This is a genomic window from Acidisoma silvae, assembly GCF_020618775.1.
Lineage (GTDB): Bacteria > Pseudomonadota > Alphaproteobacteria > Acetobacterales > Acetobacteraceae > Acidisoma > Acidisoma silvae.
In genome coordinates, this window is the sequence record NZ_JAESVB010000001.1 from 150,374 (window position 1) to 167,037 (window position 16,664).

At 65.3% G+C, this 16,664-nt stretch carries 15 protein-coding genes; 3 read left to right on the forward strand and 12 right to left on the reverse strand.

The genetic code is table 11. The annotated features are described in order from the left end of the window. Nucleotides 1-2 precede the first annotated feature (2 nt). Genes ASILVAE211_RS00685 through miaB form a run of 6 tightly spaced genes read right to left on the reverse strand, consistent with a single transcriptional unit; the run spans nt 3 to nt 5,004 of the window. Nucleotides 3-257 carry an Lrp/AsnC ligand binding domain-containing protein gene (locus ASILVAE211_RS00685; RefSeq protein WP_227319365.1) on the reverse strand — a complete coding sequence of 85 codons (255 nt, stop codon included), beginning with the start codon at nt 255-257 and terminating at the stop codon, nt 3-5. Beyond that, nucleotides 254-1,198 (reverse strand): DMT family transporter, encoded by a 945-nt coding sequence (locus ASILVAE211_RS00690; RefSeq protein ID WP_227319366.1) that lies wholly within the window; start codon nt 1,196-1,198, stop codon nt 254-256. Before ASILVAE211_RS00690 ends, ASILVAE211_RS00685 begins: the two co-directional genes overlap by 4 nt. Before the next feature lie 9 nt (nt 1,199-1,207). Then, nucleotides 1,208-2,110, reverse strand: coding sequence for a hemolysin family protein (locus ASILVAE211_RS00695; protein ID WP_227319367.1), 903 nt, complete (start codon nt 2,108-2,110; stop codon nt 1,208-1,210). Then, nucleotides 2,107-2,586 carry an rRNA maturation RNase YbeY gene (ybeY, locus tag ASILVAE211_RS00700; protein ID WP_227319368.1) on the reverse strand — a complete coding sequence of 160 codons (480 nt, stop codon included), beginning with the start codon at nt 2,584-2,586 and terminating at the stop codon, nt 2,107-2,109. The genes ASILVAE211_RS00695 and ybeY overlap by 4 nt, the downstream gene beginning before the upstream one ends. Then, nucleotides 2,570-3,646, reverse strand: a complete 1,077-nt coding sequence (locus ASILVAE211_RS00705; protein ID WP_406566008.1) for a PhoH family protein — start codon at nt 3,644-3,646, stop codon at nt 2,570-2,572. Before ASILVAE211_RS00705 ends, ybeY begins: the two co-directional genes overlap by 17 nt. Before the next feature lie 5 nt (nt 3,647-3,651). Next, the gene (gene miaB, locus ASILVAE211_RS00710) at nt 3,652-5,004 is read right to left on the reverse strand and encodes a tRNA (N6-isopentenyl adenosine(37)-C2)-methylthiotransferase MiaB (protein WP_227320098.1); all 1,353 of its coding nucleotides are present in this window, start codon (nt 5,002-5,004) and stop codon (nt 3,652-3,654) included. 318 nt (nt 5,005-5,322) lie between these two features. Here miaB and ASILVAE211_RS00715 point away from each other — a divergent pair, with 318 nt between their 5' ends. Next, nucleotides 5,323-5,739 (forward strand): DUF1489 family protein, encoded by a 417-nt coding sequence (locus ASILVAE211_RS00715; protein ID WP_227319369.1) that lies wholly within the window; start codon nt 5,323-5,325, stop codon nt 5,737-5,739. Between the two features lie 146 nt (nt 5,740-5,885). After that, nucleotides 5,886-6,206 carry a hypothetical protein gene (locus ASILVAE211_RS00720; RefSeq protein WP_227319370.1) on the forward strand — a complete coding sequence of 107 codons (321 nt, stop codon included), beginning with the start codon at nt 5,886-5,888 and terminating at the stop codon, nt 6,204-6,206. 273 nt (nt 6,207-6,479) lie between these two features. On the opposite strand, the gene ASILVAE211_RS00725 is transcribed toward ASILVAE211_RS00720, so the two are convergent. The 6 genes from ASILVAE211_RS00725 to ASILVAE211_RS00750 form a co-directional block, all read right to left on the reverse strand. Next, nucleotides 6,480-10,562, reverse strand: a complete 4,083-nt coding sequence (locus ASILVAE211_RS00725; protein ID WP_227319371.1) for a translocation/assembly module TamB domain-containing protein — start codon at nt 10,560-10,562, stop codon at nt 6,480-6,482. A gap of 130 nt (nt 10,563-10,692) precedes the next feature. Continuing rightward, on the reverse strand, nt 10,693-12,558 hold the full coding sequence (locus ASILVAE211_RS00730; RefSeq protein WP_227319372.1) for an autotransporter assembly complex protein TamA: 1,866 nt from the start codon (nt 12,556-12,558) through the stop codon (nt 10,693-10,695). A 192-nt stretch (nt 12,559-12,750) separates the two neighbouring features. After that, nucleotides 12,751-13,233 (reverse strand): Hsp20 family protein, encoded by a 483-nt coding sequence (locus ASILVAE211_RS00735; protein WP_227319373.1) that lies wholly within the window; start codon nt 13,231-13,233, stop codon nt 12,751-12,753. A 175-nt stretch (nt 13,234-13,408) separates the two neighbouring features. Continuing rightward, entirely contained in the window at nt 13,409-13,636 is a 228-nt protein-coding gene (gene rpmE, locus ASILVAE211_RS00740; protein ID WP_227319374.1) for a 50S ribosomal protein L31, read from the reverse strand. A gap of 174 nt (nt 13,637-13,810) precedes the next feature. Next, nucleotides 13,811-14,410 (reverse strand): Spy/CpxP family protein refolding chaperone, encoded by a 600-nt coding sequence (locus tag ASILVAE211_RS00745; RefSeq protein ID WP_227319375.1) that lies wholly within the window; start codon nt 14,408-14,410, stop codon nt 13,811-13,813. Between the two features lie 104 nt (nt 14,411-14,514). Continuing rightward, a complete protein-coding gene (locus ASILVAE211_RS00750) occupies nt 14,515-15,606 on the reverse strand; it encodes an NADH:flavin oxidoreductase/NADH oxidase (protein WP_227319376.1) in 1,092 nt (363 codons plus the stop codon). Between the two features lie 176 nt (nt 15,607-15,782). Here ASILVAE211_RS00750 and pdxY point away from each other — a divergent pair, with 176 nt between their 5' ends. After that, nucleotides 15,783-16,631: a pyridoxal kinase PdxY gene (gene pdxY, locus ASILVAE211_RS00755; RefSeq protein WP_227319377.1), complete on the forward strand. Its 849-nt coding sequence runs from the start codon at nt 15,783-15,785 to the stop codon at nt 16,629-16,631. The last annotated feature ends 33 nt before the right edge of the window (nt 16,632-16,664 follow it).

Genomic DNA, 16,664 nt, shown 5'->3' on the forward strand with positions numbered 1-16,664 from the left:
CGTCAGCCGCCGCTGGGGGTGAAGGCGTCGAAGACCATGATGGTATAGGTGTCCTTGATCCCCGGCACGCGGTGCAAATGTTCGTTTACGAACAAGCCGGGGTCGAGGCCGTCATCCAGGCGGAATTGCACCAGCAGATCCCAATGCCCCGAGGTCGAATAGATCTGGGACGCATTCTCGAATTCATCGGCCAATTGCGCGGCCACCTGATAGGCCCGGCCCAACTCGCATTTGATCTGCACGAAAATCGAATTCATCGCGGTAACTCCACCTTTCTCATCGCAAAGGGCCGCCGCAGTTTAACCTGCGACAGCAGGCCGCCCGCCACGATCATCACGGCGCCGATCAGCGCCACCATGCCCGGCACATGGCCGAACATGAACAGGTCCAGAAGCATGGCCCAGACCATGCCGCCATATTGCCAGGGGGCAAGCTTCGAAACCTCGCCCATGCGGATGGCAACGGCGATGGTCAGCAGGCCACCCGTCTGCGTCACGGTCGCGAGCACAATCAGCGTTATCGCGGCCAGCGGCACGGCTTTCCACACGAAGGGCATGAAAGCCGCGAAGAGAAGAATGCCGATCATGGCCGCTTGCGCCACCACGTCGCTGGTCGTGCTGGTGTCGCGGGCGCGGCGCAGCAGCATCTGCTGCACGGCATAGAGGACGGCCGAGCCGAAGGCGGCCAGGACGCCGATCAGATGCCCGTCCTCATGCCGGCCACTGGCCCAGGGATGCACGATGACTAGTACGCCCAGGAAGCCGAGCGCCACCGCGCACCAGCGGATGGCAGGCACACGCTCGCCCAGAAAGATCGCCGCCATGGCGGTGAGCAGAAGCGGCGCCGTGAAGCTGAAGGCGGTCGCCGTCGTCACCGGCAGATTAGCATAGCCGATCATGGCGAGCAGGGCGGAAACGACGAGCGCCGTTGCGGCCCCGCGCTGCGTCCAGGCCTGCGGCGGGCGCAGAATGCGGGCCAGCGTCGGCGGCTTGCGTCCGACGAGCGGCAGGGCGGCCAGTCCCGCCAGCACAAGAAGCGAGCGCAGCAGGAAAAGCTGCATGGGATCGAAATGCCAGGTTTCGATCAGCTGCTTGGTGATGGCGTAGCCCAGCGAATAGAGCAGGGAGGACATCACCACCATGCCGATCGCAAGTCCCGGCCCCGGTCGCAGATGCGCCCGCATGTCATACAGGCGCATCTTTGGGGGTTACGCCGCGGCGGCGGCGCCTTCCGTCTCGTTCTTGGGGGGCGGCGGCGTGACGCGTACGGTATGGATATGCCGGGCGTCGGCATCCAGCACCTGGAATTCAGCCCCGGAACTCGGATGCGTGATGATCTCGTTCTGAGCGGGCACGCGGCCCGCGAGCGTGAAGATCAGACCGCCCACGGTATCGATGGAGGAGGCGCGCTCCTCCGGCGTCAGCACCGGCCCGATCTTTTCCTCGAAATCCTCGATCGGCAGCCGCGCCGCGATATCCAGCGTCCCGTCCGGCCGCTCGGTCATCAGCGGCGCCTCGATATCGTCATGCTCATCGTCGATATCGCCGACGATCGTCTCGACCAGATCCTCGATGGTCACCAGCCCGTCGACGCCGCCATATTCGTCGATGACCAGCGCCATATGCACACGGGCCTGCCGCATCTGCACCAGCAGGTCCAGCACCGGCGCTTGGGGCGCCACCATCAGCGGTTTACGCACCAGCTTTTCGAGTGAAAACTCCTCCGGCCGGCCGATATAGGCGAAGACGTCCTTGATATGGACCATGCCGACGATATCATCGAGCTCGCTGCGATAGATCGGCAGGCGGGAATGCTGCTCCTCCCGCAGGCGCTGCAAGGTCTCGTCCAGGGTCAGATCGACCCGCAACGCCACGATATCGGCGCGCGGGACCATGACGTCATTGGCCATGGTGCCCCGCAGCCGCAGGATATTGCCGATCAGCAGGCGCTCCTGCCGGTCAAGCTCGGGCAATTCGTCGCCCTGTCCCTGCGGATTGGTGCCGGCTTCCTCCACCAGATCGGCGATCGACTGGCGCAGCGTCTGCTCGTTCCCACGGCGGCCGAGAATCGACAGGATGCGGCTGAAGAAGGATTCGTTATGGCTGCTCATCGTGCCGCCCTCCAGGGGTTGGGCACGCGGAGTTGGCTGAGGATACGACTTTCCGCCATCTCCATCCGGCGGGCGTCGCCGGGATGGTGATGGTCTTCACCGTCCAGATGCAGCACGCCATGGACCAGCAGATGGGCCAGATGCTGGGCCGGCGTTTTGCGCTCGGCGGCGGCTTCCCGGCGCACGACGCCCAAGGCCAGCACCAACTCGCCGCCCACGCCGAAGCCCGCAGGCTCGAAGGTCAGCACATTGGTCGGCTTGTTACGGCCGCGATGCCGCGCATTGAGCTGGCGGACGGTCCGGTCATCGGTGAGGACAACGGTATCCACGACCACGTCGGGGACGGTGGTCTGGGCGACCCGGATGGAGCGGAGAACCCGCTCCTCCAGTCGTGGCACAAACCGGCGCCAGCCCTGATCTTCGACGATGATCACAGGGTCGGCGCCGGGTGCCTTGTAACTACTTGGAGGTTCCACTTTCACTCTCACGGGGCCGGTGGCGCCGTGCATCCCGCACGACGTCCCTCTCGGCCGTTGCTCGCTGGTCATAGGCTGCGACGATGCGTGCCACCAGCGGGTGACGCACGACATCCTGTTGTCCGAATCGCGTGACGCCGATGCCCTGGACGCCCTCGACGGTCGCCAGCGCATCGACAAGGCCGGAGCCGATACCGGGCGGCAAGTCCACCTGGGTCGGATCTCCGGTTATCACCATCCGGGTTCCCTCGCCCATGCGGGTCAGGAACATTTTCATCTGCATGGACGTGGTATTCTGCGCCTCGTCCAGAATGGCAAAAGCATGGGAGAGGGTGCGCCCACGCATGAAGGCCAGCGGCGCCACTTCGATTTCGCCGGCCGCCATACGACGGGCAAGCTGATCGCCCGGCATCATGTCATTCAGTGCGTCATAGAGCGGACGCAGATAGGGATCGACCTTTTCCTTCATGTCGCCGGGCAGAAAGCCCAGACGCTCGCCCGCTTCCACGGCCGGGCGGGAGAGAATGATGCGGTCCACCTGCCCGGTCTGCAGCATGGCGACGGCCTGGGCCACCGCCAGATAGGTCTTGCCGGTGCCGGCCGGGCCGACGCCGAAGACCATTTCGTTGCGGGCCAGCATTTCCATATAGCCGGCCTGGGCCTGGCTGCGCGGCTGGATGGCGCCCTTGCGGGTGCGGATGGCCGGCAGATCCGCCAGCGGCAGGCGCGGTTCGGCGCTTCGCGTATTCAGCTTGATGGCGGCATCGACATCGCTGCTGCTCAGCTTATGGCCACGCTCCAGCCGCTCATACAGGCCGTTCAGCGTTGCTTGCGCCGTCTCGATTCCGGCCTCGTCGCCGGTGATGGCGATGCGGTTGCCGCGACAGGCCAGGCGGATGCCCAGCGCCTGTTCGATACGGATCAGATGCCGGTCATGGTCGCCCAGCAACTGCGATAACAAGGCGTTGTTCCCAAACTGCAAGGTCACCGATCGTCCCAGGGCGGGCGGCGCGCCCTTGCCCTGGAGTGGATTGGTGTTCGACCGTTCGTCAGCCGAGATCTGGGTCAAGCGCTGGCTCGCTCCTGTGTGGGAGAGGCATTGATGAGGGTAGCGGTAAGCGAATTCGTCATAAGACCTTGAACTTTCACGGGCACGACCTGTCCCGTGAGGGAGACCGGGCCATCCATATGCACGGCCTGGAGATAAGGCGAGCGACCGTTGATCTGGCCGGCATGGCGGCCAGCGCCGGTCACCAGCACCGGGATCTCCAGCCCCACGGTGCGGGCATTGAAATCATCCTGCTGCGCGCGGATGAGAGCCTGCAATTCGGCCAGACGGCCATCCTTTTCGGGTTCGGCCACCATGCCGGGGCTGCCCGCCGCCGGCGTGCCGGGGCGGGGCGAATATTTGAAACTATAGGCCTGGGCGAATCCGATATCGCGGACGAGTTGCATAGTGGCCTCGAAATCGGCCGCCGTCTCCCCCGGATGGCCGACGATGAAATCCGACGAGAAAGCCATGTCGGGCCGCGCCGTGCGAAGCTTTTCGATCAGCCGGCGATAGTCGTCAGCGGTATGACGGCGGTTCATGGCGGCCAGTATCCGGTCCGAGCCCGATTGCACCGGCAGGTGCAGGAAGGGCATCAGCGCCGGCAGATCGGCATGAGCGGCGATCAGGTCGTCATCCATGTCGCGGGGATGGGACGTCGTGTAGCGGATGCGATCCAGACCGGGGATGTCGGCCAGCGCATAGGCAAGGCGGGCCAGGCCCCAGTCCCGTCCGTCCGCGCCGGCACCGTGATAGGCATTCACATTCTGGCCGAGCAGCGTGATTTCGCGGGCGCCCCGCGCGACCAGATGTTTTGCCTCGGCGATCACGGCCGCCGCCGGGCGGCTGGCTTCCGCGCCGCGCGTATAGGGCACCACGCAGAAGGAACAGAATTTATCGCAGCCTTCCTGGATCGTCAGGAAGGCCGTCACGGCGCGCTCCGCGCTGGGCGCAGTCTCGGGCAGGAAGTCGAATTTCTGCTCGACCGGAAAATCGGTCTCGATCACCGGGCCGGCGGCGCGATGGGCGCGGGCGACCATTTCCGGCAAGCGGTGATAGGTCTGCGGCCCCAGCACGATATCCACATAGGGCGCGCGTTCGGTGATGAAGGCGCCTTCCGCCTGCGCCACGCAACCGGCCACCGCCAGGATGGTCTGCTTGCCTTCGGCCGCGCGTGTTTCCTTGATCACCCGCAGGCGCCCGAGTTCGGAAAAGACCTTGTCCGTCGCGCGTTCCCGGATATGGCAGGTATTGAGGATGACCATATCGGCGTCCGCCGGGCTTTCGGCCGGGCCATAGCCCAGCGGCGCCAGCACATCCGACATTTTCCCACTGTCATAGACATTCATCTGGCAGCCCCAGGTGATCATATGGAGGCGGCGCAGCGGTTTATGGTCGGTCGTCACAGGGGCGGCGTTGGCGGCGGTCAAGCGGAATTCCGGGAGGCTCATAGGGCGAAAGATCCTGTCCAGCCGACCGGCATCGCCGGTGGCATCGGAGCAATCGCTTTCCGCAATCTTAGGGTCAAGCGCAATGAGGCTTGTCGACTCCTATTCCTCCTATGCAGCTTCGCAGAGGCAGGGGGGAGACTGTCAAGCGTCGCATGATGACAAGATCGCGTTTGGCCGTTCTGAACCCCCTTCGCCGCAGGTGTCGAATCGGTTCCGCTTGGCTTAATCGGGTTGGCCATGGTCCATCTCATCAAACTCAGCGTTGGCATCCGGGATGTCGATCATCTGCGCGCCGCCCAGCGGGACCGGGCCCTGTCCGACCCGCCGCTGCGGCATCGCACGCGGCATATGCCGAAGCGGCGGGACGAGCTTCTGGACGGCGGCTCCATCTACTGGGTCATTGCCGGCATGGTCCAATGCCGCCAGGCCCTTCTGGACATTCAATCTGATCATTATGAGGACGGCAGCACTGCCACGGCTCTGGTGCTCGATCCGGCCCTGGTTCTGGTCCAGCCACGCCCCCTGAAGGCGTTCCAGGGATGGCGATATCTCAACCGGAACGAGGCGCCGCCTGACCTCGGTGACCCCGGCGAGGCGGGGAGCGATCTGCCACCCAGCCTCCGTCTCGCGCTCCGCGAACTGTGCCTGCTGTAAGATCATGATTTAAGTAGACAACCGACGCTCAAAATCCCTTGAGTTGTTACGGGAATATGGGCGATATGCCTGACCAGGGAGACAATCTCTTCCACGGTAGAGCCGAACCAGACCGCATGTCCTCCATTTCAACAGGAATGTTATTGATGCGTATCCTTAAACCCTCTCTCGCGATCGTTCTGGGTCTAGCCCTGGCTCCCGCGGCAGCCTTCGCCCAGGCCGACAACTCGTCCGTGCCGCCGCCGAACCCCAAGGCGTCCATCACCACCACCAATCCGGTGACGAGCTCCGGCCAGGGTGCGAATAACTCGGTTCCGGTGGGCGGCCCGTCCGTCGACAAGAAGCCGCATGCCAAGACCCACAAGCGCGCCCATCACAAGATGTACGGCAAGCATTACGATTACGTCCGCGGCGGCACCAAGAAAGGCCCGGCGGCAACCCATGAGAAAGTGACCGGCACCAACTAAGCCGGACGGACGCGGCTTCCACGGAAGCGGCCTCCATCAGATCTTTCCGACAAAAACCCCCAGGCCAAAGCCCGGGGGTTTTTTGTTGGTCGGGTGACAGTCAGTTCGTTTCAGGTTTTGGTGAAACGGCGTCATTCCCGCGCAGGCGGGAATCTTCTCCCTTTGGCACTGCGACGGGGCGTAGAAGATACCCGCTTTCGCGGGTATGACGGATGGGGAAGTGCTTCAGTCCAAATCTTAGACGCTCTTGCGCAATCGGGTGAGGGGCTAGTCTCAATAGTTGAACTGATAGGTGACGCCGACGCCGTTGCTGTCGCCGCCGACCTGCGTCTGAAGCTTCAGTCCCTTCGCGATATCGATCTGCACCTGGGCGGCCGTGCTGTTCGCCCCGCCGCTGGTGCCTTGCGCCGCGCCGACATAGACGCCCGGCGCGACATAGCGCCCGGCCTGCAGCGTCGGCGCGCTTTCTGTCTTCGTCTGCGTCGTGGTGGTGGCGCCGGTCGGATTGCCCATGCCGCTGCCGATGGACAAGGTATCAAGCCCCAGGCCCTTGCGCACGCTGCCCAGGATGCCGGCGGTGCCGCCCGTATTCACCCCGGCCAGAGAGGCCAGCGCTGACGCGATTTCAGCCAGCTGGAATGGGCTCAGGCTGGTCGTGCTGGTCTTGAACAGGATCTGCGACAGGATTTCGTCCTGCGGAAGACTGGGGCTGGAACTCAGGCTGATCTTGGGGGCGCTGGCATAGCCCGTCACCGCCAGGGTGCAGGTGTAGTTGCCGCTATCCGTCACCGCCTGGAAATTGATCGAGGGGTCGGTGATGTCGCCGCCGTCGAACCCAACCTGGCCGGTCGCGAAGTTCAGCGTCGTCGTCAGCAGCGAAAACTGGCCCCGGATCATATCGAAATGGCCGGACGGCTTCAGCGCGGCCAGCGAGCCGCCCAGATGCAGCTTGCCGCCCAGCTCCGCTTCCAGCCCGTCGCCGCGAATGAAGACGGCGCGCGGCGCGATCAAGGTCAGGTCCAGGTTGATCGGCAGCCCCGGGCCTGCCGGCGGGGTTGGCTTGTCACCGGGCCGGATAACATGCAGCACGGCGACGCTGGGCGGCAGGTTGCTGGGGATATTGATATCGGCGCGACGGATGCGAATCGTGCCGGCGGCGGTCATGCCGCTCGTCACGGCACCCGAAACATGGATCTGCGTGTCGAAATGCGCGGTCAGCAGGTCGCTCTGCACCGGATCGGCGTTATCGGCCGTGACGGTCAGGTTGATCGGGATTGTCGGAGCCAGCGCGCCGACCGTGCCGCCGATGGCGATCTTGCCGCTGCCAGCCTGGGCGGTGAAGCTGTCGATGACCAGTTGCTGGCCCTCCGCCCGGATATGGGCGGTGATGGCGGATAACGTCAGCCCCTGGGCATAATCCTGGAAACGCCCACCGGCGAGTGCGACTGAGCCCGCGATCTGCGGCACCTTGGCGCTGCCCGAGGCGCGCAGCGCGAGGTTCAGCTTGCCAGCCACCTGCTGGCCGGAGGCTTCCATGATCGGATTGATCAATGCGAGGTCCAACTGGCCGTTCAGCGCCATGTCCAGTGCGCCGGTCATGGATAGCGGTGCCGTGCCGGATAGCGTCACATGGCTGGCCGATCCCGCCGCCAACTGCACTTGAACGCGCGCGGACTTGCCGGAAAGATTGGCTTTCGCGTCGATGGTCGCGGGCGGCAGGGAGGCCGCCGGCCCCACCGTCTCCCGCAAGCCGGTGCCTTTCAGCGTCACCGTTCCGCTGGGCGCGGCCATGGTGCCGGACAGGCGTGCGTCCGCGTCGATCCGCCCCGCGACCTGAAGCGTCGGCGCGAAGGGCTTGATCAAAGCCGGTGTCACATTGGCCAAAGCGACATGCAGGTTCAGGCGCGGGCTGATGCTGCCCGCCGCGTCGACGGTTGCCGTGCCGAGGGCGATGCGCAGGCGATCGACGTCCATCTTGCTGCCGAAATCGACATGGGCGGGCGCCAGCAGCCGCAGCGTCTCGCCATGCCAGGCGGCCGTCAGCGCTGCCAGCGCCACACGCTGATGGGGCAGATCCAGCGTCGCGCGAGTCTGGGCGCTGGCCGGCGCGCCCTGCAAATCGGGCAGTGTCGCATCCAGCGTCAGCGCCAGAGCGGAAAGCGGGCCCTTGGCGGTGACGGTCGCATTGCCGCGGATGCTGGCGGCGTCGATGCCGCTGAGTTTCACGCGGGCATCGATATCCGGCGCGGCCGTCGGATTGCGGACATCGCCGGTCAGGTCGACGGCGGCGACCCTATTCGTGCCGAAGGCGAGGCTGCGGCCTTGCAGGACCAGATGGGCCGCCTGCTGCGGCGGCGCGTCCAGCTTCAGCGCCAGACTGCCGGACAGCGGGGCGGCGATCAGGAAACGGAAATCGGCCAGCCGCTTGAGGTCGATGGCGATATTGCCCGTGGGCAGCGTCGCGCCGGCGGCCAGCGCGACCGCGCCCTGGCCGGACAGGCTTTTCCAGGTCAGCCGGTCGATGGTGGCCGTCATCGCGCCGCCGGCGCTGCGGGCGGCCCTGATCGCGATATCGGCTGGTGACCCGGCCGGCTTGCCGGTCAGCGTGATATTGGCCTGCGGCGCATTGGGCAGGCCGGTGGCATCGACTTTCAGGTCGATCGGCCCGGACAGTTGTTCCACCGCCTTTCCGCCCTGGGTGGTGCCGACGGTGCCTTTCACCTCGCTCTGGAGCGCAAGGTTCTTGAAGGTGCCGGCGGCATGGCCGGTCATGGCAACGGAGCCTGTTACTTGCGGCGCGATATCGGCAAGCCGGCTCAGCGCGAGAGTCCAGTCGAGCGCCAAGGTCTGGCTTGCCTGCTCAAGACTGCCTTTGGCGCCGAGATCGATATGGTCGCCATGCAGGGTGAGGTTTGACAGCGTCACGGTCTGGCCCGCCATCCCGGCGGTAAGCGCCAGGTGAACTTTGCCGCCCGTCAGCGCCATGGCCTGGGGCATAGCGCGGGTCAGCGCGATATCGGCCGCCAATGTCGCCTGAGTATCGGTGCCCGCCGCGTCGCGCGTCGCATGGGCGGTGATATGCGCGCTGCCCGCGATATCCTGCTGACCTAAAGCCGCCAGCGGCGTGAGGTCGGGAAGGTCGAGCGTGACATCGGCACTCATCGCCGGTTTGAGGGTGCCGGCCAGTGCCAGATGGGCGATCGGATGGTCGATGGTGACATGAACCGGCTCATCCGGCTGGTCCAGCCGAGCATTGGCCGTCACGGCAATCGGCGTGTCGCCAAGCAGGCTTGCCGGCAGGCCCGGCACGACAAGGCCGGCCAGGCTCGCCTTCAGCGCGACCGCGCCGAGATTGCCCTGCACATCGGCATCGAGCGATTTCAGCGCGATGCCCTGCGCGGTCAGTCCGGTCAGGCTGGCATGGCCGGTCGCATTCGGCTTCGCAAAGGGGCCGCTGGTCTTCAGCGCGACATCGACGCCTTGCCAATGCAGACCGGGCGCCGGGGTCATGGCCGGGGCATGAGCCGTGATGGCGAGGTTGGCGGCCTCGCCCGGGATATTGACGGTGCCGTTGATCGCGGCGGTCAGGTCGCCCGCCGACAGGGTCAGGGTGAGCGGCGCCGCGTTCTGCGGCCCGTCCAGCTTGGCGGCCAGATGCAGCGCGCCCAGATCCGGCAGGCCAGCAACGCGGGAGATCATGCCGTGGGCGGGCTCGTCCAGCGCCAGGGTGGCGGTCAACGCCTGCCCATTGAGCGCCAGATCCGCGCCGTAGCGGCCCTGGCCGTCCAGATCGGCGATGGCCAGATGAGCGCTCCCGGCATTTTCGCCCGTCACCTGGGCATGGCCGGTGATGCTGACATCGATGGCCGTCTTGCCCGTGAAGGCCTGGGCGATGCTGACCTTCGGGATGCTGAGATCGTTCAGATAGACCTTGATCGGCAGCGGCGGGATGGAGGCCGAAATCGGTCCGCTGGACGGCGCGGGCTTGGCGGGGGGCGTGGTTTTTTCCGGCCGTATCAGGGCGATAGCATCGGCATGCAGCATGTCGATGACGAGTGCGCGGTGCAGCAGCGGCATCAGTTGCAATTGCAGATGCAGCCCGGTCAGCGTCGCCCAGGTGCCGTCCGCGTCCAGCAGCTCCACCTTCGCGATATGCAGGTTCGTCGGCACGGTGCCGGACAGGCCGGTGATGCGGGCGGTTCCTGCTGCTTCCTTATTGGCGAAATTCTCGACGAAGCGCTGGCCCGCGCCGGTCTGTAGCGCACCGATAACCCCGCCTATGATGATCAGAACCAGCAGCAGCAGAATGCCGATGGCGATGCCGAGCCATTTCGCGATCTTGCCGAGCAGTCTCATGCGCCGGCCTTCCAGTCTGCGTCATGCGCGGCTTCAGGCCGCGCATCTACCCGTAGGGCCGCGGCGTGGGGTAGATCCGCGCAACAGGTGCGCGGACGATACGGAAGCGGTTGTTCTGACGGGGCGCGCATCAGAAGGCCTGCCCGATGCCGATATAGATCTGGAAATTACCGCTGTTTTCCTCATGCACCACAGGCACCGCGAAATCGACGCGGATCGGTCCGATCGGCGTGTAGTAGCGGAGCCCGATGCCGGCGCCGACCTTGATGCCGCCCTGGAAGGGCGCGGATGTCGCACCGACCTGCCCGGCATCGACGAACAGCGCGGTGCCGAAGCTTTTGCCGAAGCGCTGGCGGTATTCGATGGTGCCGGCATCGATGGAGGTGCCGCCGATCGGATTGCCGTCGGCGAATTGCGGCCCGACCGACTGATAGGAATAGCCGCGAATGGTGCTGCTGCCGCCGGCATAGAAGCGCTGGTCGGGCGGCAATTGGAAGGTGGAGGCGCCCTGCACCGTGCCCACCAACCCGCGCAGCGCGATGACGCTGCGGCCATTGCCGGTCAGATCCAGATAGGTCGAACCAGAAAGCTGCAGGATGGTGAAGAAGGCGGACGGCGAGAGCAGCGATTCGCTCGGCGTCACGCTGGCGGTGGCGCGAATGCCCTTGGTCGGATCGAACAGCGAATTGGTGCTGTCGTATTTCAGCGTCACCGGCAGCTGGACGAGCAGGTAATGGTTGTCCGACCCTTCCTGATCGACTTCTTCCGTGGTGCCGGACAGGCCAGCCGACAGGCTCCAATGCTTGTCGAGCTGACGGGTCAAGGTGGTGCCCAGCGTCTCGCCCGTCTGCTTGTAGGCGGTGTAATCCTGCTTGAAGGCACTGACATTGAAGCTCAGTTGCTGGTCGCGCCGGAAGAAAGCGGGCAGCGTATAGGTCGCGCCCACATTATAGCCGAGCCCATCGGTGCTTGACCCGCCAAGGCCCGTCGCCTGCGCGCTCAGCAACAGCGTCTCGCCATTGCCGAACAGGTTGTGATGCGTCCAGCTGGCACCCAGCACGCCACCGGTATCGGTCGCATAGCCGGCCGTGAAGCTGACGGTGCGTGGCGGGCCTTCGCGCATGACGAAGGTGACGGGCAAACGCCCGTCCGGCCCGACCGCCGTCGCCGGCACGGCCTGGACGGAGGAGAAGACGCCGAGGCCGGCGAGGTTCTGCCGCGCGGTCTCGATGGCGCCGGCATTATAGCGCTGGCCGTCCTTGATCGTCAGTTCGCGCCGCACGAAGCCCGGATGAACGTTTTTCAGCCCGGCCAGATTGATCGGCCCGATATCGACGCGCGGCCCGGTGGTGACCGTATAGGTGACGTCGATTGTATGGTCGCCAGGATTCTCAAAGGCGGTGGGCGTGCTGACGTTGGCGAAGGCATAGCCTTCGTTTTGCAATTCGCTTTGCAGGTCGGCGCCCGCCGCGATGACTTTGGCGGCTTCCGCCGTATCGCCGCTTTTAAGATGGAAGGCGCTCATCGCCGGCGCCGGCACATCGCCCTTCACCGCGACCTTGCCCAAATGGAACAGCGGCCCGCGCGTCAGCGTGACGACGATCGGGATCGGCGTGGCGGCGCTGTAATCGGTAATGGTCTGGGGCAAGTTGGGATCGTCGAGGGACTTGCCGTCGATGGTGATGGTGACGGCGCCGTCGTAATAGCCGGCGCTGTTCAGCACGGTCTGTAGCCGCGTCACATCGCCGCGCGCACGCAGAACCAGCGCGAAGGGGCCGGCCGGCGCCTTGGTGCGGAGCGCTGCAAGATTGGAGGTCTGGGACACAAGCGTGTCGATCGCCTTGTCGCCGGACGGCGTGAAGGTGACGGCATAAGGCTGCGGGTCAGCGGCCCGTGTCGGCGACGCGAGGGACAGGCCGAAAACGACGGAGGCCAACCATACGGCCGGCGGCACTTTCGGCAGCCGGCGGATTCGCAGGTGAAAAACCAGACTCAAACCCTCCCTCGCCGATCTCTTCCTTAGACGCGTCCGGCGGCGATGGTCGATGCCTATCCAGCCTTTCATGAGGTGGAAGCGAAACGGAACGGGTCAAGGTCGCGTGAGGCGGGAAGGGTGGTTTGGCCGGTTTCACATGAAAAAGGGCCGGCTGCCCGGCCCTTTTCCCATCATTGACGCTTGAGAGCGGAGTTACGCGGCCTGGGCCGGCGCTTCGCTCGCAGGCAGCTCAGCCGAAATGACCTTCTGTGCGGCATTGACGGTCGCAATGCCGATGCGGCGCGGTTTCAGCGCCTCCGGCACCACGCGCTTTAGGGCGATATGCAGAAGGCCGTTATCGAGGCTGGCGCCTTCGACCACGATATGGTCGGCCAGCGCGAAGCGGCGCTCGAAAGACCGTCCGGCGATGCCGCGATAGAGCGTCGCGACTTTTTCGCCCTGCGGCTGCTGCACGCGGCCGGAGACGAGAAGGGTATTGTCCCGCACGGTAACGTCGAGATCATCCGGCGCGAAACCGGCGACGGCGACGGTGACGCGATAGGCGTCTTCGCCGGTTTTCTCGATATTATAAGGCGGGAAGGTTGTGGGGGATGTGTCCTGCAATCCTTCGACCATCTGGGCCAGACGGTCAAAGCCGATCGCGGTACGGAATAAGGGCGTGAAGTCACGAGTCATTTGGAAAACCTCCTGATAAAGCAAGGTCATATGTCAGGACCGCCAAAGGGCCGGCCCAATCACTCTCAGTCATCAAGGCCCCATTGGGCACCCCGATAGACCAGAAATAGAAAGAGCCGCTTCTCGTTCAAGAAGCGGCTCTCAAAAAATCGTCAGGCGGTCGAAAGACGCGCGATCAGCCCTTGCGGACGCCGATGCTGGCGAACTTCTTGTTGAACTTCGCGATCTGGCCGCCGGTGTCGATAATGCGCTGCTGGCCGGTCCAGGCCGGATGCGACTTCGGGTCGATATCCAGGCGCAGCGTGTCGCCAGCGGATCCCATGCAGGAACGGGTCTTATACTCCGTCCCATCGGTCATGATGATGTTGATCTCGTGGTAGTCGGGATGAATGTTTGGCTTCATGGGTTCCGTTCCAGTCGGCGCCGCCGATACGACCGGAAGCGCGGAAGCCGCCGCCTATAAAGGGACCGGTCGCTTATGGCAACTGCGGGGTTGCCGAAGCCGCGATCACGCGCATCTGCCCCGCGCCTAAAGAAATGGCGGAGGGGCATCTCGGCCCCTCCGCCGCGCCGTTCCTTATTGCGCGGCCTTGGCCTTGGCGGGGCCCTTATGGCGCGGGCCGCCCGGCAGGTCGGACAGGAAGACGCCGTCGGCGACCTTCTTCTGGTCCGCCGGCATCGCGGCATAAAGCGTATTGAAGGCGTCGGAGCTCTTCTTCAGCCCGTCCAGGCGCAGCTGTTCCACCTGAATGAAGGAGCTGAGGTCTTGCGTCGCGTCCATGGTGGGCAGTTGCTGGCGCCGCGCGCGATAGGCCTGTCCCAGCTGGGCGGCGTTATCGCGAATCGTATCGGCGAAGGCCGTCCACTGCGGTTCCTCGTCGGGCGTGATCTTCAGGTCTTTATGAAGCGCCGTCAGATAGGTGTTCAAAGCCTGACTGCCGTGGCGATGAGCGGGGCTGGCCTTGTCGGTCGCGGCGGGCGTGGCTGACGGAGCAGGCACTTCGGCCGGCGTCGTCGGGCTGGTCGGTGCGGGCGCTGCCGCGCTGCCCGGTGACAGCGTTGCCGGCTGGCTGGTGCTCTGCGCGTGGGCGGTGCTGATGACCGGGCCAAGGCCGCAGGCGGCGGCGAGCCCAAGGGCCAGTGCCAGACGCGGCGCGGTGGGGGCTGTGAACTTCATCGGCTTTCATCCTCTAGCTTCAAGCGCGATCCGGTGCGGGATCGTCTTTTTATTTCATAAAAGAAACGAAAAGTCACCACGTGAGCTTCGTTTCCGGCCGCCTGCTATTCGTGGACCGTCGCCCGGCCGTAAGGACCGGGCAGTTCGACCTCCACCCCCAAACGCCGCGCCGCGCGCAGGGGCCAGGCAGGGTCGGCCAGCACCGCACGGGCGAGCAGCACGATATCGGCCCGCCCGTTGGCGATGATTTCAGCGGCATGGGTGGGCTGTTCGATCAGCCCCACCGCGCCGGTCGCAATCCCCGCGTCCCGCCGCAGGCTTTCCGCGAAGGGCACCTGATAGCCGGGATGGAGCGAGGGAATTTTTTGCTCGGGCGCGATGCCGCCGGCCGAGCAGTCGATCAGGTCGACATCGCCGCGCGCCGCGATCATCCGGGCGATGGTCAGGATATCGCCGTCCGGCGTCAGCCCGCCGGCGATGAAGTCTGAGCAGGACAGTCGCACAAACAACGGCAGTTCGGCGGGCCAGACCGCGCGCACGGCGTCCAGCACCTCCATCAGCATCCGCGCCCGGCCGTTCACATCGCCGCCATAGGCGTCGGTCCGCGTATTGCTGATGGGCGACAGGAAGGAATGCAGCAGATAGCCGTGGGCTGCGTGGATTTCGGCGATCTTGAAGCCCGCCGCCAGTGCGCGGCGTGCGGTGGCGGCGAATTGTGCGACGACGGTGCCGATCTCGGCCGGCGTCAGGGCGTGCGGCTCGCGGTCCTTGGTCTGGGAAAATCCTTGGGCGGTCGGGGCCTGGGTCTGCCAGCCGCCTTCGGCCACCGGTATAAAACTGTCGCTCTCCCACGGGCGGGTGCAGCTTGCTTTGCGGCCGGCATGGGCGATCTGGATGCCGGGTATGGCGCCGCCCAGGGCGATCAGCGCGGCGAGGCGCGCGAAAGCCGCCTGCTGCGCATCATTATAGAGACCGAGATCGTTCGGCGTGATGCGGCCGAGGGGCGAAACCGCGCTCGCCTCGGTAAAGACGATGCCGGCGCCGCCCATGGCACGGGCACCCAGATGCTGGACGTGCCAATCGTTCGGCAGGCCGTCGATGGCCGAATACTGGCACATGGGCGAGACCGCGATGCGGTTGCGCGCGGTAACGCTGCGAAAGCTGATCGGCTGGAACAAAAGCGGCACGCGCGCCATGAAAACGTCCTCAGCTGGAAGGGGTGATAATGCGGCGACGGGCGGCATATGGGTGGCAGGTGCAATTCTGCCACCGCATCGCACCACAAGGCTGAACCCGACATGAGGCGGCTTCATGGCGCGTATGGCGCAGGACCCTTTCAAGCGGCGCAAAAACTCGTGTTAGTCAGAATGTCATGAACATCCTCTCGATTCAGTCCTGGGTCTCCTACGGGCATGTCGGCAATGCCGCCGCCGTTTTTCCCATGCAGCGGCTGGGGGCGGAGGTCTGGGCCGTCAACACGGTGCAGTTCTCCAACCACACCGGTTACGGCAGCTGGCGTGGCAGCGTGCTGCCGGCGGATCTGATCCGTGAGGTTGTGACCGGCATCGAGGAGCGTGGCGTGTTGCCCCGTTGCGACGCGCTGCTGTCCGGCTATCTGGGTGACCCGGCGGTCGCGGAAGCGGTGCTGCATGCCCATGACCGCCTTCGGGCTGCCAATCCGCGCGCCGTCTATTGTGCCGACCCGGTCATCGGCGATGACGATACCGGCGTCTATGTCCGTCCGGGCATCGCGGAGCTGATGCGGGACAGGATCGTCCCGGCGGCAGACATCCTGACCCCCAATCTGTTCGAACTGCGCCAGCTCACCGGCCTGCCCTGCGACACCCTGGCGGGTGTGAAGGACGCGGTCGCCAGATTGCAGGCGCGCGGCCCGCGCCGCGTGCTGGTGACAAGCCTGCGCACGCCGGAAACCCCGGACGATCATCTTGATATGCTGGCGGCCGAGGGCGGTGAGTTTGTCCGCCTGCGCGCGCCGCTGCTGCCTATCGCGGTCAATGGCGCCGGTGACGCCATCGCCGCCTTGTTCCTGGTCCATACGCTGCAAGGAAAATCGGCGGCGGACGCGCTGAGCGCGGCCGGCTCGGCCATTTTCGGCATCCTGCGCCGCACGGTCGAGCTGGGACAGCGGGAGATCGCGCTGATCGCCGCGCAGGACGAGCTTGTCGCGCCGACAGTCGTTTTACGGCCGGTTTCTGTCTGAGCGCACGTCGCAAGACAGCGGGAAGGGCGCTAT